The sequence below is a fragment of the Catellatospora tritici genome (genome assembly GCF_019083965.1).
In the GTDB taxonomy this organism is placed as follows: Bacteria; Actinomycetota; Actinomycetes; order Mycobacteriales; family Micromonosporaceae; genus Catellatospora; species Catellatospora tritici.
On the sequence record NZ_JAHRCY010000003.1, the window covers coordinates 532,985 to 556,377 of the forward strand.

General features: G+C 71.7%; 22 protein-coding genes. 18 read left to right on the forward strand and 4 right to left on the reverse strand.

Annotation, left to right across the window (positions count from 1 at the left end):
* Positions 1-119: 119 nt before the first annotated feature.
* From mltG (KUA19_RS09560) to aroQ, 8 genes are all read left to right on the forward strand, one after another.
* Positions 120-1,379, forward strand: coding sequence for an endolytic transglycosylase MltG (gene mltG / locus KUA19_RS09560; protein ID WP_217395766.1), 1,260 nt, complete (start codon positions 120-122; stop codon positions 1,377-1,379).
* Positions 1,367-2,197, forward strand: coding sequence for a shikimate dehydrogenase (locus KUA19_RS09565; protein WP_217395767.1), 831 nt, complete (start codon positions 1,367-1,369; stop codon positions 2,195-2,197). Before mltG (KUA19_RS09560) ends, KUA19_RS09565 begins: the two co-directional genes overlap by 13 nt.
* A 220-nt stretch (positions 2,198-2,417) precedes the next feature.
* The gene (gene mltG / locus KUA19_RS09570) at positions 2,418-3,662 is read left to right on the forward strand and encodes an endolytic transglycosylase MltG (protein WP_217395768.1); all 1,245 of its coding nucleotides are present in this window, start codon (positions 2,418-2,420) and stop codon (positions 3,660-3,662) included.
* A 112-nt stretch (positions 3,663-3,774) separates the two neighbouring features.
* Positions 3,775-4,875, forward strand: a complete 1,101-nt coding sequence (locus tag KUA19_RS09575; RefSeq protein ID WP_217395769.1) for a glycerophosphodiester phosphodiesterase — start codon at positions 3,775-3,777, stop codon at positions 4,873-4,875.
* Between the two features lie 210 nt (positions 4,876-5,085).
* A complete protein-coding gene (aroC, locus tag KUA19_RS09580; RefSeq protein ID WP_217395770.1) occupies positions 5,086-6,264 on the forward strand; it encodes a chorismate synthase in 1,179 nt (392 codons plus the stop codon).
* 11 nt (positions 6,265-6,275) lie between these two features.
* Positions 6,276-6,782, forward strand: coding sequence for a shikimate kinase (locus KUA19_RS09585; protein WP_308167400.1), 507 nt, complete (start codon positions 6,276-6,278; stop codon positions 6,780-6,782).
* Between the two features lie 5 nt (positions 6,783-6,787).
* Positions 6,788-7,864, forward strand: a complete 1,077-nt coding sequence (gene aroB, locus KUA19_RS09590) for a 3-dehydroquinate synthase (protein WP_217395771.1) — start codon at positions 6,788-6,790, stop codon at positions 7,862-7,864.
* A 19-nt stretch (positions 7,865-7,883) separates the two neighbouring features.
* The gene (gene aroQ, locus KUA19_RS09595) at positions 7,884-8,318 is read left to right on the forward strand and encodes a type II 3-dehydroquinate dehydratase (protein WP_217395772.1); all 435 of its coding nucleotides are present in this window, start codon (positions 7,884-7,886) and stop codon (positions 8,316-8,318) included.
* Between the two features lie 3 nt (positions 8,319-8,321).
* Here the strand turns inward: aroQ and KUA19_RS09600 are convergent, their stop codons facing one another.
* Positions 8,322-8,867 (reverse strand): hypothetical protein, encoded by a 546-nt coding sequence (locus tag KUA19_RS09600; protein ID WP_217395773.1) that lies wholly within the window; start codon positions 8,865-8,867, stop codon positions 8,322-8,324.
* Between the two features lie 54 nt (positions 8,868-8,921).
* On the opposite strand from KUA19_RS09600, the gene KUA19_RS09605 reads away from it, so the two are divergent.
* Positions 8,922-10,073: a branched-chain amino acid ABC transporter substrate-binding protein gene (locus KUA19_RS09605; RefSeq protein ID WP_217395774.1), complete on the forward strand. Its 1,152-nt coding sequence runs from the start codon at positions 8,922-8,924 to the stop codon at positions 10,071-10,073.
* 18 nt (positions 10,074-10,091) lie between these two features.
* A complete protein-coding gene (locus KUA19_RS09610; RefSeq protein ID WP_217395775.1) occupies positions 10,092-10,706 on the forward strand; it encodes a hypothetical protein in 615 nt (204 codons plus the stop codon).
* A gap of 154 nt (positions 10,707-10,860) precedes the next feature.
* On the opposite strand, the gene KUA19_RS09615 is transcribed toward KUA19_RS09610, so the two are convergent.
* Positions 10,861-12,153, reverse strand: coding sequence for a sensor histidine kinase (locus KUA19_RS09615; RefSeq protein ID WP_217395776.1), 1,293 nt, complete (start codon positions 12,151-12,153; stop codon positions 10,861-10,863).
* A complete protein-coding gene (locus tag KUA19_RS09620; RefSeq protein WP_217395777.1) occupies positions 12,150-12,815 on the reverse strand; it encodes a response regulator transcription factor in 666 nt (221 codons plus the stop codon). Before KUA19_RS09620 ends, KUA19_RS09615 begins: the two co-directional genes overlap by 4 nt.
* A 125-nt stretch (positions 12,816-12,940) precedes the next feature.
* Between KUA19_RS09620 and efp the strand changes: the two genes are divergently transcribed.
* Positions 12,941-13,498 carry an elongation factor P gene (efp, locus tag KUA19_RS09625; protein ID WP_217395874.1) on the forward strand — a complete coding sequence of 186 codons (558 nt, stop codon included), beginning with the start codon at positions 12,941-12,943 and terminating at the stop codon, positions 13,496-13,498.
* A gap of 54 nt (positions 13,499-13,552) precedes the next feature.
* Positions 13,553-13,969 carry a transcription antitermination factor NusB gene (gene nusB / locus KUA19_RS09630; protein WP_217395875.1) on the forward strand — a complete coding sequence of 139 codons (417 nt, stop codon included), beginning with the start codon at positions 13,553-13,555 and terminating at the stop codon, positions 13,967-13,969.
* Between the two features lie 155 nt (positions 13,970-14,124).
* Here nusB and bldD read toward each other — a convergent pair whose 3' ends face one another.
* Positions 14,125-14,616: a transcriptional regulator BldD gene (gene bldD / locus KUA19_RS09635; protein ID WP_212831120.1), complete on the reverse strand. Its 492-nt coding sequence runs from the start codon at positions 14,614-14,616 to the stop codon at positions 14,125-14,127.
* 366 nt (positions 14,617-14,982) lie between these two features.
* Here bldD and pyrR point away from each other — a divergent pair, with 366 nt between their 5' ends.
* The 6 genes from pyrR (at position 14,983) to KUA19_RS09665 (ending at position 23,318) form a co-directional block, all read left to right on the forward strand.
* Positions 14,983-15,540 carry a bifunctional pyr operon transcriptional regulator/uracil phosphoribosyltransferase PyrR gene (pyrR, locus tag KUA19_RS09640; RefSeq protein WP_308167401.1) on the forward strand — a complete coding sequence of 186 codons (558 nt, stop codon included), beginning with the start codon at positions 14,983-14,985 and terminating at the stop codon, positions 15,538-15,540.
* Positions 15,537-16,445: an aspartate carbamoyltransferase catalytic subunit gene (locus KUA19_RS09645; protein WP_217395778.1), complete on the forward strand. Its 909-nt coding sequence runs from the start codon at positions 15,537-15,539 to the stop codon at positions 16,443-16,445. Before pyrR ends, KUA19_RS09645 begins: the two co-directional genes overlap by 4 nt.
* On the forward strand, positions 16,442-17,749 hold the full coding sequence (locus tag KUA19_RS09650) for a dihydroorotase (protein ID WP_217395779.1): 1,308 nt from the start codon (positions 16,442-16,444) through the stop codon (positions 17,747-17,749). Before KUA19_RS09645 ends, KUA19_RS09650 begins: the two co-directional genes overlap by 4 nt.
* Positions 17,746-18,849, forward strand: a complete 1,104-nt coding sequence (gene carA, locus KUA19_RS09655; RefSeq protein ID WP_217395780.1) for a glutamine-hydrolyzing carbamoyl-phosphate synthase small subunit — start codon at positions 17,746-17,748, stop codon at positions 18,847-18,849. The genes KUA19_RS09650 and carA overlap by 4 nt, the downstream gene beginning before the upstream one ends.
* Position 18,850: 1 nt before the next feature.
* Positions 18,851-22,207, forward strand: coding sequence for a carbamoyl-phosphate synthase large subunit (gene carB / locus KUA19_RS09660; protein WP_217395781.1), 3,357 nt, complete (start codon positions 18,851-18,853; stop codon positions 22,205-22,207).
* 97 nt (positions 22,208-22,304) lie between these two features.
* On the forward strand, positions 22,305-23,318 hold the full coding sequence (locus KUA19_RS09665; RefSeq protein ID WP_217395782.1) for a quinone-dependent dihydroorotate dehydrogenase: 1,014 nt from the start codon (positions 22,305-22,307) through the stop codon (positions 23,316-23,318).
* Positions 23,319-23,393: the final 75 nt, after the last annotated feature.

Genomic DNA, 23,393 nt, shown 5'->3' on the forward strand with positions numbered 1-23,393 from the left:
GTATTTGCGTAGAAGATGCCTGCGACCAGGGCATTTTCAGGCCATGCGCATGGCGCTCCGAGGAACGTTCGCGTGTAACGTAGCCGCCGTTGACGGACCCGTACACGAGAGGCGTTCAGATGACGGACGAGCTGTTCCTGCCGTTCGACGAGCATCCTGACCGCGACCGGCGGCGGCGTCGGCACGCTGTCGAGGACCAACCTCGCGACCCCCGCCGCAAGAAGAAAAAGAAGAAGAAGCGCGGCCGCGGCCGCTCCTGGATGGCGCTGCTCCTCTCCGTGATCATGCTGGGGTGCCTGGGCGGCATCGGCTACTTTGGGTACGACAAGATCTCCTCGTACTTCATCACTCCCGACTACACCACGGCCGCAGCCTCGGCTGAAGTTCAAATCGAGATCAAACCCCACGCGCAGGGTCTTGATATGGCGAAGACACTCAAGGCTGCAGATGTCATCAAGAGCGAGAAGGCCTTCGTCGAAGCGTGGGACGCAAATCCGAAGGCAAAGACAATCCAGGCGGGGTTCTACAGACTGCGGGTGCAACTCAGCGGTGCCGATGCGATTCTGATGCTCCTGGATCCTAGGAACAGGATCGTCAAGGGCATCACCATCCCCGAGGGCAAGATCAGCCTCGAGATCTTCGACATCCTGTCCAAGGGCCTGGACATCCCCGTCGCCGACTTCGTCGCGGCCGCCAAGGACCCGATCGCGCTGGGCGTGCCGGACTGGTGGTTCAACCGCAAGGACAAGAAGCCCTCGGCCAAGGGCACCAAGGGCGCCATCGACGGCTTCCTGTTCCCGGCGACGTACGAGTTCCCGCCGAACGTGACGGCCAAGAGCGCCCTGCAGATCATGGTGCAGAAGTTCCTCGACGTCACCACGAAGATGGGCTTCGTCGACACGGTCCAGGCCGACCGCGGCATCTCGCCGTACGAGGCACTGGTCGCGGCCTCCATCGCGCAGGCCGAGTCGGTCTTCGAGAAGGACATGGCCCCGGTCGCCCGGGTGCTCTACAACCGGGTCTACACCGGCGACTTCCCGTGCAACTGCCTGCAGATCGACAGCGCCGTCAACTACTGGATGCGCCTGTCGGGCAAGCTGCCCAAGGACTCCAACGACATCGTGCAGTCCGAGCAGCACAACAAGAAGGACCCGTACAACACCTTCGACTTCTCGGGCATGCCGCTGGGGCCGATCAGCAATCCGGGTGAAGCCGCGCTCAAGGGCGCCATGGACCCGCCCAAGAACGATTACATGTTCTTCATGACGATCGACTCCAAGGGCACCATGGGCTGGGCGAAGACCTGGTCGCAGCACCTGACCAACATCCACAAGGCGTGCAGCAACGGCATCCTGTCGGGCGGGTCGTGCAACCAGTGATCCAGCGCCGGGCCGCGGTGCTCGGCAAGCCGGTCGGCCACTCGCTGTCGCCCGTCCTGCACAACGCGGGATACGCGGCGGCGGGGCTGACCGGCTGGTCGTACACGGCGATCGAGTGCGCCGAGGCCGAGCTGCCCGACCTGGTGTCGGGCCTCGGCCCGGAGTGGGCTGGGCTGTCGCTGACCATGCCGCTCAAGGAGGTCGGCCTGACCGTGGCGACCGAGGTCCGGCCGGTGGCCGCGGCCCTGGGCGTCACGAACACCCTGGTCCGGCTGCCCGACGGCGGCTGGCGGGCCGACAACACCGACGTGCCCGGCATGGTCGCGTCGCTGCGCGAGGCCGGGGTCGACGCCGTGGCCGACGTCGCCGTGCTCGGCGCGGGCGGCACCGCCCGCGCCGCCGTCGCGGCCGCCGCCGAGCTCGGCGCGGACCGGGTCGTCGTCTACGCCCGCCGCCCCGAGGCGATCGACGAGCTGCGCCCGGTCGCCGAGCGGCTGGGCATAGCGCTGGCCGGGGCGGGCTGGGACCGCGCCGCCGACTGCGCCGCCGCCGACGTGGTCATCTCGACCGTGCCCAAGGGCGTCGCCGACTCACTCGACGTGCCGTGGCGGGCGGGCACCGTGCTGTTCGACGCGCTCTACCACCCGTGGCCGACGCCGCTGGCCGCCTCGGCCCAGCGGGCGGGCTGCGGCATCGTGTCCGGCCTCGACCTGCTCTGGGCCCAGGCCCTGGGCCAGTTCGAGCAGTTCACCGGGGTCCCCGCCCCAGCCGGACCGATGCGCGAGGCGCTGCTCGCCGCATGGCGGGCCCGCGCCTGACCCGTCGGCCGCCGCCCTTCGCCGCGCCGGTCCACGGGGTGCCGCACGCCACCGCAGGTGCGGCGCGGCTCGTGGCACCCCGCGCCGCGGGTAGCTCTACTCGGGACACCGGAGATCGCCGCGCCTCGGTTAGCCTGTGCCCTGTCGACGACACCAGAGGTGCCCGGCCGGACTCCTCGGGCTACGCCAGCCCCCGGCCGGAGCCGGAGAGGGCGCTGCGATGACCGAGGACCTGTTCGCCGAGATCGAGGCGGAGCGGCAGCGACGGCCGATCCGGGGTCACCGGCGCGGCGCATCGGGACGGCGTCCGGACCGGTCCCGCTCCGGTCGCGGGCGGTCGAAACTGGCCCTGCTGCTGGCGCTGGTGCTGCTGGCCGGGCTGGGTGTGGGCGGCTGGGTGGCGTACGACAAGGTGCGGTCGATGTTCGCGGTGCCCGACTACGCCACCGAGGCGCAGTCGACCGAGGTGACCGTCGAGATCAAGGAGGGCTCCTCCGGCGGTGACATGGCCCGCGCCCTCAAGGCTGCCGACGTGGTCAAGAGCGAGCAGGCCTTCGTCGACGCCTGGCAGGCCAACCCGCGCGCGGTCACCATCGGGCCTGGCGTCTACCGGCTGCGGGTGCATCTCAGCGGGGCCGACGCGGTGCTGGCGTTGCTGGACAAGGCCAACCGGATCGTCAACGGCATCCTGATCACCGAGGGCATGGTCACCGTCGAGATCTTCGCGCTGCTGTCGAAGAGGCTTGGCATCCCGAAGGCCGACTTCGTCGCGGCCGCCAAGGACCCGATCGCGCTGGGCGTGCCGCAGGAGTGGTTCGAGCGGCAGGACAAGCGCAAGTCGGCGCTGAACACGGCCGGTGCGCTGGAGGGGTTCCTGTTCCCGGCGCGCTACGAGTTCCCGCCCAACGTCACCGCCCGCGACGCGCTGCGGCTGATGGTGAAGAAGTTCCTGGACGTCGCCGACCGGCTGGACTTCGTGGACCGGGTGCGCGAGGAGCGACACATCTCACCGTACGAGGCGCTGATCGCGGCGTCGGTCGCGCAGGCCGAGTCGGCCCATGAGCAGGACCTGGCCCGGGTCGCCCGGGTGCTCTACAACCGCGTCTATGCGAACATGTACTCACTCTGCCACTGCCTGCAGGTCGACAGCGCCATCAACTACTGGCTCAAGCTGCAGGGCAAGGACCCGAAGAACTCCAACAAGATCAAGCAGAGCGAACTCGCCGACAAACGCAACCCGTACAACACCTACGTCGTGGACGGGATGCCGATCGGGCCGATCAGCAACCCGGGCGAGGCGGCGCTCAAGGGCGCGATGGACCCGCCGAAGACCGAGGAGATCTTCTTCGTGACCGTCGACAAGCAGGGGACCATGGGGTACGCGACCGACGACGCCGGTTTCCGCGCCATCGTGCGGCAGTCGTGTGGCAACGGGGTGCTCGTCGGCTCGATCTGCGACGTCTAGCCGGGAAACGCCCCGCGAAGTTCGTCGGCCCGTCACCTGGCGGTCCACCTCGGGTCGCCGCGGTCGCCTGGACTCACCTCGACATGCTCGCCGCCTGTGGAGGTGCAACAGAATGGACCGCCGGAACCTGTTCGTGGTCGGGGCGCTCGGCGCGGCCGTGGCCGCCCCCGCGCTGATCGGCGCGCCCGCCTGGGCCGGGGATGATGACCGCATGCGTCCCTCGACCCGCCGCCCGCTCGTCATCGGCCACCGCGGCGCCAGCGGCTACCGCCCCGAGCACACCCTCGCCTCGTACGAACTGGCCGCCCGTATGGGTGCCGACTTCATCGAGCCCGACCTGGTCAGCACCGCCGACGGCGTGCTGGTCGCCCGGCACGAGAACGAGATCTCCGGCACCACCGACGTGGCGTCGCGCCCCGAGTTCGCCGCCCGCCGCGTCACCAAGACCGTCGACGGGATCGGCATCACCGGCTGGTTCACCGAGGACTTCACCCTGGCCGAGCTGAAGACGCTGCGCGCGGTCGAGCGGCTGCCCGCCGTCCGCCAGCGCAACACCGTCTACAACGGCCTGTTCGAGGTGCCGACGTTCGAGGAGGTGCTGGAGCTGCGCGAGAACCTGTCGCGCGAGCTGCGGCGCGAGATCGGCGTCTACCCGGAGACCAAGCACCCGACGTACTTCGCCGGGATGGGGCTGGCGCTGGAGGGGCCGCTGGTGGCGGCGCTGCGTCGGCACGGCCTGGACCGCCGGGACGCGCCGGTGTTCGTGCAGTCGTTCGAGGCGGCCAACCTGCGCCGCCTGCGGTCGGAGTTCCGGGTCAAGGCGCCGCTGGTGTTCCTGGCCGGGGCGGGCACGCCCTTCAACGACCCGCGCCCGTACGCCGACTACCTGTCCCCGGCGGGCCTGGCCGAGCTGGCCACGTTCGCGCAGGGCATCGGGCCGGAGAAGACGATGGTGATCGGGCGGCTGGCCGACGGAACGCTCGGTGAGCCGACGGCACTGATCGCCGACGCGCACCGGGCCGGGCTGAAGGTGCACCCGTACACGTTCCGCGCCGAGAACCAGTTCCTGCCCGTCGACCTGCGCAACGGCACCGTCGCCACCGACTACGGCCGCCTGCTCGACGAGCTGGCCGCCTATATCGCCGCCGGCGTCGACGGCTTCTTCACCGACAACGCCGACCTCGGCGTCCTCGCCCGCACCCTCGCCGCCTGACGCTCGCGCCCGGCCGCCCGCCCGCCCAGCCGGGCGGCCGGGCGGGCGGGCGGGTCAAGGTCACCCAAGTTGCCGGGCAATCGTGCGTATCTTGCGACCGCATACGCCCGATTGCCCGGCAACTTGAACGATCTAGGGCGGGCGTCCCGTCTGGTGGCATCGGTGGGGCGCGGGGCGGGGGTGAGCGCGGGGCGTGACAGACTGGTGATCGTGTTGCGATGGCTGACCGCAGGGGAGTCGCACGGGCCGGCGCTGGTCGCCGTGCTCGACGGAGTGCCCGCCGGAATCGAGATCACCAGTGACGTCATCGGCGGGGAGCTCGCCCGCCGCCGCCTCGGCTACGGCCGCGGCGCACGGATGGCGTTCGAGCAGGACGTGGTGACGATCATCGGCGGCGTACGCCATGGCCTGACCCTGGGCAGCCCGGTCGCGATCGAGGTCGGCAACTCGGAGTGGCCCAAGTGGCAGACCGTGATGGCCGCCGACCCGGTCGACCCGGAAGTGCTGGCCGCGCAGTCGCGCAATGCCCCGCTGACCCGGCCCCGCCCCGGCCACGCCGACCTGGCCGGGATGCAGAAGTACGGCCACACCGACGCCCGCCCGATCCTCGAACGGGCCAGCGCCCGCGAGACCGCCGCCCGCGTCGCCGTCGGCACCGTCGCCAAGGAGCTGCTGCGCCAGGCGTTCGGCATCGAGATCCTGTCCCACGTCATCGAGCTGGGCTCGGTCGCGGCCAAGCCCGGCCTGGTGCCGGTGCCCGGCGACACCCCGCGCATCGACGCCGACCCGCTGCGCTGCCTGGATCCGCAGGCCAGCGAGCGGATGGTCGCCGAGGTCGACGCGGCCAAGCGCGACGCCGACACCCTCGGCGGCATCGTCGAGGTGCTGGCCTACAACGTGCCGCCGGGCCTGGGCACGCACACCCAGTGGGACCGCAAGCTGGACGCGCGGATCGCGACCGCGCTCATGTCGATCCAGGCCATCAAGGGCGTGGAGATCGGTGACGCGTTCACCCAGGCCCGTTCGCGCGGCTCGGTGGCGCACGACGAGATCGTGCCGACGCCCGAGGGCGTGAAGCGGGTCACCGACCGGGCCGGTGGCCTGGAGGGCGGCATCACCTCGGGTGAGCCGCTGCGCGTGCGCGCCGCGATGAAGCCGATCTCGTCGCTGAACCGGGCCCTGTCCACCGTGGACGTCACCACCGGCGAGGTCGCCACCGCGATCAACCAGCGGTCGGACGTGTGCGCGGTGCCCGCCGCGGCGGTCGTCGCCGAGGCGATGCTGGCGCTGGTGCTGGCCGAGGCGGCCACGGAGAAGTTCGGCGGCGACTCGGTGGCCGAGATGCGCCGCAACCTCGCCGGATACCTCGACAACCTGCTGATCCGCTGAGGAGGACCCCCGTGACCAAGCCGTTGTGCGTGCTCGTCGGCGCGCCCGGAGCGGGCAAGACCACCGTCGGGCAGCTGCTGGCACAGCAGTACGGGGTCGCGTTCCGCGACACCGACGCCGACATCGAGGCGGCCGCGGGCAAGCCCATCTCCGACATCTTCATCGACGAGGGCGAGCCGCACTTCCGCGAGCTGGAGTCGGCGGCGCTGGCCGCGGCGCTGGCCGAGCACGACGGCGTGCTGGCGCTGGGCGGCGGCGCGGTGCTGGCCGAGGCCAACCGAGCGCTGCTCGCCGGGCACACGGTGGCGTACCTGAGCGTGGAGCTGTCCGACGCGGTGCAGCGGATCGGGCTGGGCGCGGGACGGCCGCTGCTGGCCCTGAATCCGCGTGCCACGCTGCGGTTCCTGCTCGACCAGCGACGGCCGCTCTATCAGGAGGTCGCGACGGTCACCGTGGTCACCGACGGGCGCGGCCCGGAGGAGATCGCGCAGGAGCTGTCCGAGCTGCTGAAGGGCTGAGACGCGTGAGCGAGGACATCCGCATCCCGGTCGGCGGTGAGCGGCCGTACGAGGTGGTCGTCGGCGACGACGTGCTCGGCGAGCTGCCCGGCCTGGTCAAGGGCGCGGCCCGGGTGGCCGTGCTGCACCCCGCGCCAGTGCGCGGCTGGGCCGACCGGGTCCGGGACGTGCTCGCCGCCGCGGGCGTCGAGGTGACCATGATCGAGGTGCCCGACGCCGAGGCGGGCAAGACCGTCGAGGTGGCCCAGCGCTGCTGGGAGGAGCTGGGCGCGGCGCAGTTCACCCGCTCCGACGCGGTCGTCGGCGTGGGCGGCGGCGCCGCCACCGACCTGGCCGGGTTCGTCGCCGCCTGCTGGCTGCGCGGCGTGGCCTGGGTGCCGGTCTCCACCAGCGTCAACGGCATGGTCGACGCGGCCGTCGGCGGCAAGACCGGGGTGAACACCGCCGCCGGGAAGAACCTGGTCGGCGCGTTCTACCCGCCCGCCGGGGTGCTGTGCCCGGTGCCCGCGCTGGCCACGCTGCCCGACGCGCAGCTGCGCGCCGGGATGGCCGAGGTGGTCAAGGGCGGCTTCATCGCCGACCCGGTGATCCTCGACCTGATCGAGGCCGACCCGGTGGCGGCGCTGGACCCGGCCGGGCCGGTGCTGCGCGAGCTGATCGCCCGCAAGATCAGCGTCAAGGCCCGGGTCGTGGGCGAGGACCTGCGCGAGTCCGGCCTGCGCGAGATCCTGAACTACGGCCACACGCTCGGGCACGCCGTCGAGCGGCTGGAGGCGTACCGCTGGTCGCACGGGCACGCCGTCAGCGTCGGCCTGGTGTACGCGGCACGCCTGGGCGTGCTGACCGGCCGCCTCACCGAGGCCGACGAGCAGCGCCACCGCGACATCCTGCGCTCGCTCGACCTGCCCGTCACCTACCATGCCGGAGCCTGGGACGAACTGCGCGCGGTGATGTCGGTGGACAAGAAGGCGCGCGGCCGGGCACTGCGGTTCGTGCTGCTCGACGGCGTCGGCCGCCCGGTGACCGTGCCCATCGACGACGAGGCGCTGCTGGCGCGGGCCTATGCCGCCGTCACCCCCTGAGCAGGCTGGGAGCGCCGACATGAAGGTGTACGTACTCAACGGAGTCAACCTCGGCCGCCTCGGCACCCGCCAGGTCGACGTGTACGGCATGACGTCGTACGCGGGCCTGGTCGAGCTGTGTGAGAAGACCGGGGCGCTGCTGGGGCTGGACGTCGAGTGCCGCCAGACCGACAGCGAGGCCGAGCTGGTGGGCTGGCTGCACCAGGCCGCCGACGAGCGGGCCGCGGTGCTGCTCAACCCGGGCGCCTGGAGCCACTACTCGTACGCGGTGCGCGACGCCTGCGCCATGCTCAACGGTCCGCTGGTCGAGGTGCACATCTCCAACATCCACGCCCGCGAGGAGTTCCGGCACCACTCGGTCATCTCGGCGGTGGCCACCGGCGTCATCTGCGGCCTCGGCGTGGACGGTTACCGGCTGGCGCTGGAGCACCTGTTCAACCGCCTCAACGCGTAGCCGTCAGCGTAGCTTCGCGGCGGCGGCGGGCAGGGTGCCCGGCGACGGTCCCGCGCGGGTGCCCACGGGTGTGACCGCGAACCACCTGCCGTCCAGGCCGTGGCCGAAGGTGTCGCCGGGCATGCGGTCGCCGCGGTAGCCGTACAGCGGCCAGCCTGCCAGGGTGAGCTGGTAGCCCCCGTCGGGGCGCAGCACCGAGCCGATGAGCTGCCGGTCGATGCCCTCGACCCGCACCGGGTCGGTGGCGGGCACCGGCAGCCAGCCCGCCACACACTCGTCCACGCACACCGCGCGCGAAGGCGCGGCCGAGTCGCCGTCATAGCGGTAGAGCACGTACCCCTGCACGTCGATGACGATCCAGCCCAGGGTGTCGGAGCGGATCCCGAACAGCGCCGGGTGCGGCGGGGAGGCCCGCGGCGGTGACGGCTGGGCGGTCGGGGCGGTCGGCGAGGTACTGTCGCAACCCGCCAACACGGCTATGAGCAGCGACAACGTCGCCGCCAGGGCGCGGCGCGCGACCGGGCCCACCGTTTCCACCGGGTTACTCATCCAATCCTCACGCACGTCGGTGCAGGATTGGCACCTTACGGGAGAAGGAGGGCTGTGCGAACCCCGGCTGTGCGTACCCGCTGGACCCTGACGGCGCTGCTCGGGCTGGCCGCGCTGGCCGGCTGTGACGCCGCCGCGCCGGTGGCCGCCCAGCCTGCCGCCTGCGACCGGGCGGTGGCGGTGTTCGGGCCGCTCAGCGGGGACTCGGCCGACCTGGGCGGCAACATCCGCTCCGGCGCGGCGCTGGCCTTCGCCGAGTACAACCAGCGCCACCCCGACTGCCAGGCGCGGCTGCTGGACTTCGACTCCCAGGCCGACCCGAAGCAGGCCCCGGCGCTGGCCCAGCGGCTGGTGGCCGATCCGCGCATCGTCGGCGTGATCGGTCCGGCGTTCTCCGGGGAGTCGGAGGCGGCCGGGCCGCTGCTGGCCCAGGGCGGCGTCCCGATCCTCACCACCTCGGCCACCCGTACCAACCTCAGCCTGCGCGGCTGGGCCACCTTCCACCGGCTGCTCGGCAACGACGCGGCCCAGGGCCCGGCCGCGGCCCGCTACATCGACGCGGTGCTGCGCGGGCGCAAGGTCTTCGTCATCGACGACGGCGGCGCGTACGGTCAGGGCCTGGCCGACGAGGTCGCCGCGACGCTGAGCGGGCGGGTGGTGCAGCGGGCCGTGGTCGCGCCCCGGCAGCTCGACTTCTCGGCCGTGGTCAGCCAGATCCACTCCGCCGGGGCCGACGTGGTCTTCTACGGCGGCTACTACTCCGGCGCGGGCACGCTGCTGCACGCCATGCGCCAGGCCGGGGTGAAGGCGGTGTTCGTGGCCGGCGACGGCGTCAAGGACGCGGGCTTCATCCGCGCCGCGGGCGTCACCGCGGCCCAGGGCGCCATCATCACCTGTGCCTGCCTGCCGCCCGAGCGGGCGTCGGGCGGCTTTCCGGAGCGCTACCGCGCCGCGTTCGGCCGCGACGCCGCGACCTACAGCGCGGAGGCGTACGACGCCGCCACCATCCTGCTGTCCGGCCTCGAAGCCGGGCACACCGACCGCGACGCGCTGGAGCGCTGGGTCGACGCCTACACCGCCGACGGCGTCACCGGTCGCATCCAGTTCACCCCACAGGGGGAACTGGTCGACGGGGCGGTGGTCGTCTGGGCGTACCGCGTCCACGACGGCCTCGTCACCACCGACCAGCAGATCCCGAAGCCCTGAGCACGAGAGGAGCCCGACGTGGCCACCACCCTGATCGCGACCGCTCCACCGAGCACCGCGCAGGCGCTGCACCAGGCGCTGGCCGATGCCCCCGGCGGGGCGTACCCGCTGCTGGAGGCGGCACTGGGCTGGCACGAGCTGCGCCCGTCCGGCTGGCACCGCACCGACGCGCCCGCCCGCGCCACCGCCGTCGCACAGGTCCCCACCGAGGTCGCCGCGACCCGGCTGGCGAGCCTGCTGTCCACGCTGACCTGGGCCAGTGTCGCCCCGGCCGGAGCCGGCTGGCGGGTGGAGGTGCCGGTCGGGTCGTATCACCGGATCACCCGCGCGCTGACCGGCGCCTGGCGCAGCCGCGAACACGTCCTGGCCACGCCCGGCCGGGGGATGGAAGGGCACCAGGCCGCGATCGGGTTGTGGCGGATGGCGCTGCTGGTCGGCTCGCCCGAGCTGCATCCGGGGGCGCTGGCGGTGCGGGTCGGCTCGCCCGCGACCGCGCAGATCCTGGTCGTGGCGGCGCGACGGCTCGGGCTGACCGCCCTGTCCGACGGCCCGTGCGACGGCCGCCACGCGGTCCGCGTCCTCGGCCGCGACCACGTCCACCAGCTCCTCGGCGAAGCCACCGCCCGCCGCTGACCTGGTACACGGGACGGCGGCTCCACCGGACCGGCTCCGGGCGGACCGGCTCCGCACCCCCCTAGCATCGACGCTGGCCTATCTGGAAGACGATTCTCGTGGAAATGTCCTCTGGATAGGCCAGTGTCGATTGAAAACAGGACGGGGACGGCGGTCAGCGGGGCGGGTCGGGTGGGAGGGTGAGCACGGCTTCCGTGCCGCCGTCGGGGGACCGTTGCAGGCGCAGGGTGCCGCCGTGCAGCTCGGCGACCCAGCGCGCGATGGCCAGCCCCAGCCCGGTGCCGCCCGTCGCGCCTGGCCGGAACCGCTGCCCGGCTTCCACGTCCTCGCCCATCCCGGCCCCGGAGTCGCGCACCGTGATGACTCCGTCGTGCACCGCCAGCGAGATCGCGGCGGGCGCGTCCCCGGCCCGGCCGTGCTGCACCGCGTTGTGGATCAGGTTGCGCAGCGCGATGCGGACCAGGGTGGGGTCACCGGAGGCGACCGTGGCAGCGGTGTCGGCGACCGCGGTGTGCGGCGGCTGTACGGTCTCGGCCAGCACCTCCTCGGCGAGCTGGTCGAGGCGGAAGCGCTGGCGTTCCAGGTGCCGCAGGCCCGCGACCAGCCGGGCCCGGGTGAGCAGCGCGGCGACGGAGTCGGTGAGCCGGTCGGTGGCGCCGATGACCCGGCGCAGCGCCTCGGGTTGCGCCCTCGGGTCGGCCAGCGCCGACTCGGACACGGCCCGGATCACCGTCAGCGGCGTACGCAGTTCGTGCGCGGCGTCGGCGACGAAGCGCTCCTGCTGGGTGAGCGCGTCGGCGATGGGCTGGGTGCCGCGGCGGGCCAGCATCCAGCCGCCGAGGCAGGTCATCGCGGTGAACGCGGTGCCGCCCACGACCAGGGCCAGCGCGAGCTTGCGGTGCGCGGTCTGGCCGGGGCTGGGGTCGGCCACGGCGATCACGGTCCCGGCGACGGCGTCGGTGTCGGTGTGCCGGAACGGCACCGCGAGCAGGTGGACGACCTCGTCGCGCTCGTCGGCGACGGTCGCGACGGCGTCGACGGCGGTGCGGCGCACCTGGCGGGCGGGGCCGATCAGGGTGTCGGGCGGGATCACGGCCAGGTGGGCGGGGTGGGCGAAGACCAGGCTGAGATCGGTGCGGTCGGCCTCGTACACGAAGACGGCGGTGGAGCCCTGGGCGACCGCGTTGTCGAACAGCTTGTCCAGGCGCAGCACGCCGGAGTCGTAGTACAGCAGCGCGACGGCGGTGCCCGCGGTGCGGTGCAGGTCGGCGGTGACCGCCTCGGCGCGTTGGCGCTCGTCCACGACCAGGGCGACCGCGCCCATCCCGGCCAGGCCGATCAGGTTGAGCGCCAGCAGCAGCCCGGTCAGCCGCAGGCGCAGGCTGAACAGCCGCTCGGCGGTCTGCAACTGCCGCCCGGTGCCCGGGGGGCGGGCGGTGCGCCTCATCCGTCGAGGTCCACGCGGTAGCCGGTGCCCCGTACGGTGGTGATCACGGGCGGGTCGCCGAGCTTGCGCCGCAGCTGTCCGACGACCACGTCCACGACGTTGGAGGCCGGGTCGGCCAGCTCGTCCCAGCAGTGTTCGAGCAGGTCGGTGCGGCTGACCACGGCTGGCCTGCGCACCAGCAGCAGCTCCAGCACCGAGAACTCCTTGGGCGTGAGCGTCAGCAGGATGCCGTCGCGGCGCACCTCGCGCCGGGCCGTGTCGACCTCGACGTCCCCGACGCGCAGCACCGGCGCGACCGTGCTGCCCCGGCGGCGGCACAGCGCCCGCACTCGCAGCACCAACTCGGCGGCGACGAACGGCTTGACCACGTAGTCGTCGGCGCCCGCCTCGAACCCGGCGAGCCGGTCGGTGACGTCGTCGAGCGCGGTCAGCATCAGCGCCGGTACGGCCAGGCCCGCCTGGCGCCGCCGCCGCAGCTGCCCGGCCGAGTCGCCCTCGGGCAGGATCCGGTCCAGCACCAGGCAGTCGTAGTCGTTGACACTCATCCGCAGGTCGGCCTGGCTCCAGTCAGCGGCCTGGTCCACGGCGAAGCCCACCGAGCGCAGCGCGGTGACGACCACGCCGCGCACCTCCGGATCGTCCTCGACCACCAGCACCCGCACGGGCGCGAGGTTACACAGGTCGCCCAGGGCCGGGCCACCCGTGCCGAGCGCGTGAGATCACGGGCCGGTAAACTCGTCTGGTCTGTTCTTTCTCAACTAACTGATCATGTAATGGGAGCATGGCTGTGGCCACCACGAACGACCTCAAGAACGGCATGGTGCTCAACCTCGACAAGGAGCTCTGGGCTGTCGTCGAGTTCCAGCACGTGAAGCCTGGCAAGGGTCCGGCGTTCGTGCGCACGACGCTCAAGCACGTGCTCACCGGCAAGGTCGTAGACAAGACCTTCAACGCGGGTACCAAGGTCGAGACCGCCAACGTCGACAAGCGTGAGATGCAGTACCTGTACCCCGACGGCGAGGACTTCGTCTTCATGGACCTGGACACCTACGACCAGATCCACGTCCCGGGCGAGACCGTCGGCGACGGCGTGAACTTCCTCCTGCCGGAGGCTCGGGTCATCGTCGCCACCCACGAGGGCGTCCCGCTGTACGTCGAACTGCCGACCAGCGTCATCGTCGAGGTCACCTACACCGAGCCGGGCCTGCAGGGCGACCGCTCCACCGGCGGCAACAAGCCCGCCACGATCGAGACCGGCGCCACCGTGCAGGTGCCGCTGTTCATCACCACCGGTGAGAAGATCAAGGTCGACACCCGGGACAGCCGCTACCTGGGCCGGGCCTGATGTCCCCTGCGACCCATCGGGGGATGAGTCGTGGCTGAGGCACCGAAGGCGCAGATGCCCGCCCGGCGCAAGGCGCGCAAGCGGGCCCTCGACGTCCTGTACGAGGCCGACCTGCGGGATCTGCCGATCCCGCGGGTACTGTCGGCCTACCTGGAGCGGATGGAGAGCCCCCGACCGGAGCACCTGCCCTACGCGGTGTCCCTGGTCGAGGGCGTGGACCGCAACCTGGACCACATCGACGAGACGATCGCCACGTTCGCGGAGGGGTGGACGATCGACCGGATGCCGGTGGTCGACCGCAACCTGGCCCGCATCAGCGTGTACGAGCTGCTCTACGTCGACGAGATCGACGACCCGGTGGCCATCACCGAGGCGGTCGAGCTGGCCAAGGAGCTGTCCACCGATGACTCCCCGCGCTTCCTCAACGGCCTGCTGGGCCGGATCGCCGACTACGCGCCGCGAAAGCACTAGTCGCCAGCGTCGCCCGCGGTAGCGGCCGCTCGGTGGTATCCGCAGCGCAGCGGAGGATGCCGCCGATTAAGGCCGCGGGAGCGGCGAGCATGTCGCAGGACGCGAAAGCGGCCGTCCCCCACGGTGGGGGACGGCCGCTTTCTTGTCCGCTCAGGTCAGCTGCCGGCGAAGAACGCCCGCGGGTCGGCCACGAGCACCCCGTGGTCGGCCAGGCGCTCGATCAGCTCGCTGGGGGTGCAGTCGTAGAACACCGCCAGCGCCTGCAGATCGACGGCGCGGATGGACAGCACCCGGCCGTTGTAGTCGCCGCGCTGCTGCTGGATGGCGCGGGCGTACCGCGCCACCGAGGCGAGGTCCTCCTTGGCCTGGTCGTACAGCCGCTCCAGGTCGAGGACGATCTTGCTGGTGGCCTCCTGGCGCGGCGCCGGACCGTCGGGCAGCAGCTCGCCGACCGGCACGCGGTAGAAGTCGGCCAGCTCGGCCAGACGGGACACCGTTACGGCGCGGTCGCCACGCTCGTACGAACCGACGACGACGGCCTTCCAGCGCCCGTTCGACTTCTCCTCGACCCCCTGCAGCGACAGACCCTGCTGCTGCCGGATCGAGCGCAGACGCGCCCCGAGGGACTTGGCGTAATCAGACGGCATTCCGACACTCCCAGCTGTGGGCCGGGGTGGTTTCCCCAGCGATCGCTACGCAGCGTGACGGTACGGCGGTAACGTCGCGTTGGTCAAGTGCTGGCTGCCTACTAGTTGAGACAACCTCATCCGAAAAGTCTGATCAACTAAGCTGATCAGCCAGGGTGACCGGTGTGAGCTGCGGCTCGTTACGCACCCTGCGTCGGGTTCCGTACCCCACGCTGCTAAGTTTACTGAGATGACGGTCCGCGATCTCGGTCGCGTAACCGTTGACCTCGACATCCTTTAACGACCCGTCCAGTGAGGCGGGGAAGGAGGTCTGCCTTGGCGCGCCCAACGACAGACGAGTCGTCCGCTCCACTGCAGCAGGTGCCCGTGCAGGCACCCTCGAAGATCGTTCTCGCTGCCGCCGACGTGCAGCGGGTCGTGGACCGCATCGCCCACCAGATCCTGGAGAAGACCCAGGGCGCGGGCGACGTGGTCCTGCTCGGCATCGCCACGCGCGGGGTGCCCATCGCCCGCCGCCTGGCCGAGCGCATCCGCGCGTTCGAGGGCCGCGAGATTCCCGTCGGCACGCTCGACATCACCCTTTACCGCGACGATCTGCGCCGCAACTCCATTCGTGCGGTGGGTCGCACCGAGGAGCCGCCCGGCGGCGTCGACGGCCGTCGGGTCGTCCTCGTCGACGACGTGCTCTTCTCCGGGCGCACCATCCGCGCCGCGCTCGACGCGCTCAGTGACCTGGGCCGCCCCGCCGCCGTGCAGTTGGCCGTGCTGGTCGACCGCGGCCACCGGCAGCTGCCCATCCGGGCCGACTACGTCGGCAAGAACATCCCGACCGCCCTGTCCGAGCAGGTCAAGGTGCGGTTGCAGGAGATCGACGGCAGCGACGAGGTCGTACTGACCGCCGGGGTAAAGGACAAGCAGGCATGAAGCACCTCCTCTCCGCCGCCGACCTGGACGCGGCCACCGCGACCGAGATCCTCGACATCACCACCGAGATGGCCAGCGTCTCCGGCCGCGAGATCAAGAAGCTGCCGACGCTGCGCGGCCGCACCGTGGTCAACCTCTTCTACGAGGACTCCACCCGCACCCGGATCTCGTTCGAGGCAGCGGCCAAGCGACTGAGCGCCGACGTGATCAATTTCTCGGCCAAGGGCTCCAGCGTGACCAAGGGCGAGAGCCTCAAGGACACCGCCTGGACGCTGCAGGCCATGGGCGCCGACGCCGTGGTCATCCGCCACCCGGCCTCCGGCGCCCCGCACCGGCTCGCGGGCTGGGTCAGCGGCAGCGTGCTCAACGCCGGGGACGGCACGCACGAGCACCCGACGCAGGCGCTGCTGGACGCGTACACGATGCGCGCGCGGATGGGCCGCCTGGACGGGCTGCACGTGGCGATCGTCGGCGATGTGCTGCACAGCCGGGTCGCCCGCTCCAACGTGCTGCTGCTCAACACCCTCGGTGCCAAGGTCACCCTGGTCGGGCCGCCGACGCTGGTGCCGACCGACCTGAGCAGCGCGGTGCAGGTCTCCTACGACCTGGACGCGGTGCTGCCGCAGGCCGACGTGGTGATGATGCTGCGCGTGCAGCGCGAGCGCATGACCGACTCGTACTTCCCCTCGGCGCGGGAGTACTCGCGCCGCTACGGCCTGGACGGCGCGCGCCTGCGCCGGATGCCCTCGCACGCGATCGTGATGCACCCCGGCCCGATGAACCGGGGTATGGAGATCACGCCCGAGGTGGCCGACTCGCCCCGCTCCACCATCGTCGAACAGGTCACCAACGGCGTCTCCGTACGCATGGCCTGTCTCTATCTGCTGCTCGGAGGTCGTTCGTGAGTGTCGTGGTGATCAAGGGTGCCCGCATCCTCGGGGGTGACCCGGTCGACCTGGTGCTGCGCGACGGCGTGATCGCCGAGCTCGGCACCGGCCTGTCGGCCGACGGCGCGACCGTGGTCGACGCCGCCGGCCTGGTGGCCCTGCCGGGGCTGGTCGACCTGCACACCCACCTGCGTGAGCCGGGCCGCGAGGACGCCGAGACGGTGCACACCGGCTCGCGCGCCGCCGCCCTGGGCGGCTACACCGCCGTCTGCGCCATGGCCAACACCTCGCCGGTCGCCGACACCGCCGGTGTGGTCGAGCAGGTCTACCGACTGGGCCAGGAGGCCGGGCTGGTCGACGTGCAGCCCATCGGCGCGGTCACCATCGGCCTGGCCGGGGAGCGCCTGGCCGAGCTCGGCGCGATGGCCGACTCCGCCGCCCGGGTGCGCATCTTCTCCGACGACGGCCACTGCGTGTCCGACCCGCGCCTGATGCGCCGGGCGCTGGAGTACGTCAAGGCGTTCGACGGCGTCATCGCCCAGCACGCCGAGGAGCCCCGGCTCACCGAGGGCGCCCAGATGCACGAGGGCGACGTCTCGGCCCGGCTCGGGCTGACCGGCTGGCCCGCCGTGGCCGAGGAGTCGATCATCGCCCGGGACGTGCTGCTGGCCGAGCACGTCGGCGCCCGCCTGCATGTGTGCCACGTCTCGACCGCGGGCAGCGTCGAGATCATCCGGGTCGCCAAGGCGCGCGGCGTTCGGGTCACCGCCGAGGTCACCCCGCACCACCTGCTGCTCACCCACGTCAAGGCCGAGTCCTACGACCCGGTGTACAAGGTGAACCCGCCGCTGCGCACCGACGCCGACGTGGCCGCGCTGCGCGAGGGCCTGCGCGACGGGACCATCGACATCGTCGCCACCGACCACGCCCCGCACGCCGCCGAGGACAAGGAGTGCGAGTGGGCGTACGCGCGCCCCGGCATGCTCGGCCTCGAAACAGCCCTGCCCATCACGCTGGAGGCGTTGGGTGAGCAGAGCATCGGCACGCCGGCAGAGCCGGCGATGTGGGACCTGATCGCCGAGCGCATGTCCCGCGCCCCGGCGCGCATCGCCGGGCTCGACAACCACGGCCACGACCTGAAGGTCGGCGCGCCCGCGAACCTCACCCTGATCGACCCCACGGCGCGGTGGACGGTCGAAGAGACCGGGCTGGCCAGTCTCAGCCACAACACGCCGTACGCCGGGATGACCGTGCCCGGCCGCATCGTCGCCACCTTCCTGCGGGGCGTGCCGACCGTGCTCGACGGAAAGGTGCAGAAGTGACCGAAGCAATCTTGGTCCTGGAGGACGGGCGGACGTTCCGGGGCGAGGCGTACGGCGCCGTCGGCGAGACGTTCGGCGAGGCCGTCTTCACCACCGGCATGACCGGCTACCAGGAGACGCTCACCGACCCGTCGTACCACCGCCAGGTCGTGGTGCAGACCGCGCCGCACATCGGCAACACCGGTATCAACGACGAGGACGACGAGTCCGACCGCATCTGGGTCGCCGGCTACGTGGTCCGCGACCCCGCCCGGGTCCCGTCGAACTGGCGCAGCAAGATCGACCTCGGCACGAAGCTGGCGCAGGCCGGAGTGGTCGGCATCAGCGGCATCGACACCCGGGCGCTGACCCGGCACCTGCGCGAGCGCGGCGCGATGCGCGTCGGCGTGTCCAGCACCGAGACCGACCCGCGGGCGCTGCTGGCGCGGGTGCTGGAGCAGCCGCAGATGTCCGGCGCGGACCTGTCCGCGCAGGTGACCACGCCGCGGACGTACACGGTCGACGCGGTCGGCACGCACCGGTACACGGTGGCCGCCCTGGACCTGGGCATCAAGCGCAACGTGCCGCGGCGGCTGGCCGTCCGCGGTGTCACCACGCACGTGATGCCCGCGAGCTCGACCATCGACGAGCTGCTCGCGGTCAGCCCCGACGCGGTCTTCTTCTCGCCCGGTCCGGGCGACCCGGCCACCGCCGACCACCCGATGGAGCTGGCGCAGGAGGTGATGCGGCGGCGCATCCCGCTGTTCGGCATCTGCTTCGGCAGCCAGATCCTGGGCCGGGCGCTGGGCTTCGGCACGTACAAGCTGGGCTACGGCCACCGGGGCATCAACCAGCCGGTGATGGACCGCCTCACCGGCAAGGTCGAGGTGACCTCGCACAACCACGGCTTCGCGGTCGACGCGCCGCTGGAGGGCGTGGTGGAGACCGGGTTCGGCCGGGCCCAGGTCAGCCACGTGTGCCTGAACGACAACGTGGTGGAGGGTCTGCGGTGCCTGGACGTGCCCGCCTTCACCGTGCAGTACCACCCGGAAGCGGCAGCGGGGCCGCACGACGCGGACTACCTGTTCGACCGGTTCGCTGAGCTGATTGAGGGTAAGTGAGATGCCGAAGCGTTCCGATCTGAAGCACGTCCTGGTCATCGGCTCCGGCCCGATCGTCATCGGCCAGGCCTGCGAGTTCGACTACTCCGGCACCCAGGCGTGCCGGGTGCTGCGCAGCGAGGGCCTGCGGGTCAGCCTGGTCAACTCCAACCCGGCCACGATCATGACCGACCCGGAGTTCGCCGACGCCACCTACATCGAGCCGATCACGCCGGAGTTCGTGGAGAAGGTCATCGCGGCCGAGCGCCCGGACGCGCTGCTGCCCACCCTGGGCGGCCAGACCGCGCTGAACACCGCGGTCGCCCTGCACGAGGCGGGTGTGCTGGAGAAGTACGGCGTCGAGCTGATCGGCGCCGACATCGACGCGATCCGCCGCGGCGAGGACCGGCAGCTGTTCAAGGAGATCGTCGCCAAGGCGGGCGCCCGCCTCGGGCTGACCGGTGACCTGGTGCCGCGCAGTCGCGTCTGCCACTCGATGGACGAGGTCCGCGACACCGTCGCCGAGCTCGGCCTGCCCGTCGTGATCCGGCCCAGCTTCACCATGGGCGGCCTCGGCTCCGGCATGGCGCACACTCCCGAGCAGCTGGAACTCATCGCGGGCAGCGGCCTGGCCGCCTCGCCGGTGACCGAGGTGCTGATCGAGGAGAGCGTGCTCGGTTGGAAGGAGTACGAGCTCGAGCTGATGCGCGACAAGCACGACAACGTCGTGGTCATCTGCTCGATCGAGAACATCGACCCGATGGGCGTGCACACCGGCGACTCGGTGACCGTGGCTCCGGCGATGACGCTCACCGACGTCGAGTACCAGAACATGCGCGACCTGGGCATCGCGGTGCTGCGCGAGGTCGGCGTGGACACCGGCGGCTGCAATATCCAGTTCGCGATCCAGCCGGACACCGGCCGCATCGTGGTCATCGAGATGAACCCGCGCGTGTCGCGCTCCAGTGCGCTGGCCAGCAAGGCCACCGGCTTCCCGATCGCCAAGATCGCGGCGAAGCTGGCCATCGGGTACACCCTCGACGAGATCCCCAACGACATCACCCTGAAGACCCCGGCGGCGTTCGAGCCGTCGCTGGACTACGTGGTGGTGAAGATCCCCCGGTTCGCGTTCGAGAAGTTCCCCGGCGCCGACCCGGAGCTGACCACCACCATGAAGTCGGTCGGCGAGGCGATGAGCCTGGGCCGCAACTTCTCCGAGGCGCTGAACAAGGCGATGCGCTCGATGGAGACCAAGGCGGCGGGGTTCTGGACCGCCCCGGACCGGTTCGGTTCGGTCGAGGAGGCCCTGGAGGCGCTGCGCATCCCGCACGACGGCCGTCTCTACGCGGTCGAGGAGGCGCTGCGCCACGGCGCCACCGTCGCGCAGGTCACCGAGGCCTCCGGCGGCATCGACCCGTGGTTCGTGGACCAGATCGCCGGGCTGGTTGAGCTGCGCGAGCAGATCCTGGACGCGCCGGTGCTGGACGCGCCGCTGCTGCGCAAGGCCAAGCGGGCCGGGCTGTCCGACCGGCAGCTCGCCGCGCTGCGGCCGGAGTTCGCGGGCGAGGACGGCGTACGCACGCTGCGGCACCGGCTCGGGGTGCGCCCGGTCTACAAGACCGTCGACACCTGCGCCGCCGAGTTCGCGGCCACCACGCCCTACCACTACTCGTCGTACGACGAGGAGACCGAGGTCGCCCCGAGCGACCGGCCGAAGGTGCTGATCCTGGGCTCCGGCCCGAACCGCATCGGCCAGGGCATCGAGTTCGACTACTCCTGCGTGCACGCGGTCATGGCGCTCAAGGGCCGGTACGAGACCGTCATGGTCAACTGCAACCCGGAGACCGTGTCGACCGACTACGACACCGCCGACCGCCTCTACTTCGAGCCGCTGACCTTCGAGGACGTGCTCGAGGTGGTGCACGCCGAGCACAGCTCCGGCCTGGCCGCGGGCGGTCCCGGCGTGGTCGGCGTGATCGTGCAGCTGGGCGGGCAGACCCCGCTGGGCCTGGCGCAGCGGCTCAAGAACGCCGGGGTGCCGATCGTGGGCACCAGCCCCGAGTCGATCCACCTCGCCGAGGAGCGCGGCGCGTTCGGCCGGGTGCTGGCCGAGGCCGGGCTGCGGGCACCCGCGCACGGCACCGCGACCAGCTTCGCCGACGCCAAGAAGATCGCCGACGAGGTCGGCTACCCGGTGCTGGTGCGTCCGTCCTATGTGCTGGGCGGGCGCGGCATGGAGATCGTGTACGACGACGCCACGCTGCGCGACTACATCGGACGCGCCACCGACATCTCGCCCGAGCACCCGGTGCTGGTGGACCGGTTCCTCGACGACGCGATCGAGATCGACGTGGACGCCCTGTGCGACGCCGACGGCGCGGTCTACCTCGGCGGCGTGATGGAGCACATCGAGGAGGCGGGCATCCACAGTGGCGACTCCGCCTGCGCGCTGCCGCCCATCACCCTGGGCAGTCGGCACCTGAGCGTGGTGCGCGAGTACACCGAGGCGATCGCCCGGGGCGTGGGCGTGCGCGGCCTGCTCAACGTGCAGTACGCGCTCAAGGACGACATGCTCTACGTGCTGGAGGCCAACCCGCGCGCCAGCCGGACCGTCCCGTTCGTCTCCAAGGCCACGGCGGTGCCGCTGGCGAAGGCGGCCGCGCGGATCATGCTGGGCGCCACCATCGCCGAGCTGCGTGCCGAGGGCATGCTGCTGTCGGCTGCGCCGGACGGGGCACCGCGCGACGGCGGGCTGCTGCCCGAGGGCTCGCCGGTGGCGGTCAAGGAGGCGGTGCTGCCGTTCAAGCGGTTCCGCACCCGCGCGGGCAAGGGCGTCGACACGCTGCTCAGCCCGGAGATGAAGTCGACCGGTGAGGTCATGGGCATCGACACGGCGTTCGGACACTCGTTCGCCAAGTCGCAGGCCGCGGCGTACGGCTCGCTGCCGACCAGCGGCAAGATCTTCGTCTCGGTGGCCAACCGCGACAAGCGCGGCATGATCTTCCCGGTGAAGCGGCTGGCCGACCTCGGGTTCGAGATCGTGGCGACGGTCGGCACCGGCGAGGTGCTGCGCCGCCACGGCATCGTCTGCGAGGTCGTCGGCAAGCACAGCGAGGACGCCGAGCGCGACGCCGTGTCGCTGATCGCCTCCGGCGAGGTCAAGATGGTGATCAACACGCCGCAGGGCTCGGGCGCGTCGGCCCGCTCCGACGGGTACGAGATCCGCAGCGCGGCCGTCGCCGCCGACATCCCGTGCTGCACCACCGTCCCCGGCGCCGCGGCCGCGGTCATGGGAATAGAGGCGCTGATCCGCGGCGACATGACCGTCCGCCCGCTGCAGCAGCTGCACGCCGTCATCCGCCCGGAACTGGCCGCATGACGGCCTTGATCAGCGGAGTTGCCGGGCAATCGGGGGTATTCGGCCCTGCCGAGTGCCCGATTGCCCGGCAACTTGACCGATCTTGGAGGGCGGGGGCGTGACGGTGTTCGAGAAGGTGGCTCGGCCGGTGCTGTTCCGGCTGGGCGGCGGGGACGCCGAGCACGCGCACGAGTGGACGCTGCGCCGCCTGGCGGCGCTGTCCGGGCGTCCGACGCTGTTGGCCGCGCTGCGGCGGCGCTACGCCACGGCGGCGCCGGTCGAGGCGTTCGGGGTGCGCTTCCCGAACCCGGTGGGCCTGGCGGCCGGAATGGACAAGAACGGGGTGGCGCTGCGCGCCTGGCCCGCGCTCGGTTTCGGCTTCGTCGAGGTCGGCACGGTCACCGCGCACGCCCAGCCCGGCAACGACCGGCCGCGCCTGTTCCGGCTGCCGTCCAGCCAGGCGGTCATCAACCGGATGGGCTTCAACAACGAGGGCGCGCACGCGCTGGCCAAGCGGCTGGCCCAACTGGGCCCGCTGGGCGTGCCGCTGGGCATCTCGCTGGGCAAGTCCAAGGTGACCCCGCTGGAGGACGCCGTGGCCGACTACCGGGCGTCGTACGACGCGCTGCGCGACTTCGGCGACTACTTCGCGGTCAACGTCTCCTCGCCCAACACCCCGGGCCTGCGCAGCCTGCAGGACAAGGATTCGCTCGACGCGATCCTGGCGGCGCTGAGCGGTCCCAAGCCGGTGCTCGTGAAGATCGCCCCGGACCTGACCGAGCAGGCGATCGCCGAGCTGCTGGAGGTGTGCCTGGCACGGGGGGTGGCCGGTCTGATCGCGACCAACACGACCCTCAGCCGCGACGGCGTGGCCGCCGCCGACCAGGGCACCGCCGGGCAGGCCGGTGGGCTGTCGGGCGCGCCGCTGACCGAGCGGGCGCACAAGGTGGTGTCGTTCGTGCACACCGAGACGGCCGGGCAGTTGCCCATCGTCGGTGTGGGCGGGCTGATGACGCCCGACGACGTGACGCGCATGTTCGACGCGGGCGCGAGCCTGGTGCAGCTCTACACGGGGTTCATCTATCACGGCCCGGCCCTGGTCCGCGCCGCCGCGAGGCGGGCCGCCCGGTGACGGCGACGAACGTCAAGAAGGGCACCTTCCTCGGCGCGGAGCGAGTGGAGGGTGTCCTTCCTTTCACTCAGGACG

Bases quoted from the DNA above. Each gene is read 5' to 3' on its own strand.
- nusB (WP_217395875.1), top strand. From the start codon at position 13,553: ATGCCCGCCCGGCGCAAGGCGCGCAAGCGGGCCCTCGACGTCCTGTAC.
- KUA19_RS09600 (WP_217395773.1), bottom strand. From the start codon at position 8,867: ATGAGTAACCCGGTGGAAACGGTGGGCCCGGTCGCGCGCCGCGCCCTG.
- KUA19_RS09575 (WP_217395769.1), top strand. From the start codon at position 3,775: ATGGACCGCCGGAACCTGTTCGTGGTCGGGGCGCTCGGCGCGGCCGTG.
- aroQ (WP_217395772.1), top strand. From the start codon at position 7,884: ATGAAGGTGTACGTACTCAACGGAGTCAACCTCGGCCGCCTCGGCACC.
- bldD (WP_212831120.1), bottom strand. From the start codon at position 14,616: ATGCCGTCTGATTACGCCAAGTCCCTCGGGGCGCGTCTGCGCTCGATC.
- mltG (WP_217395768.1), top strand. From the start codon at position 2,418: ATGACCGAGGACCTGTTCGCCGAGATCGAGGCGGAGCGGCAGCGACGG.
- KUA19_RS09645 (WP_217395778.1), top strand. From the start codon at position 15,537: ATGAAGCACCTCCTCTCCGCCGCCGACCTGGACGCGGCCACCGCGACC.
- mltG (WP_217395766.1), top strand. From the start codon at position 120: ATGACGGACGAGCTGTTCCTGCCGTTCGACGAGCATCCTGACCGCGAC.
- KUA19_RS09615 (WP_217395776.1), bottom strand. From the start codon at position 12,153: ATGAGGCGCACCGCCCGCCCCCCGGGCACCGGGCGGCAGTTGCAGACC.
- carB (WP_217395781.1), top strand. From the start codon at position 18,851: ATGCCGAAGCGTTCCGATCTGAAGCACGTCCTGGTCATCGGCTCCGGC.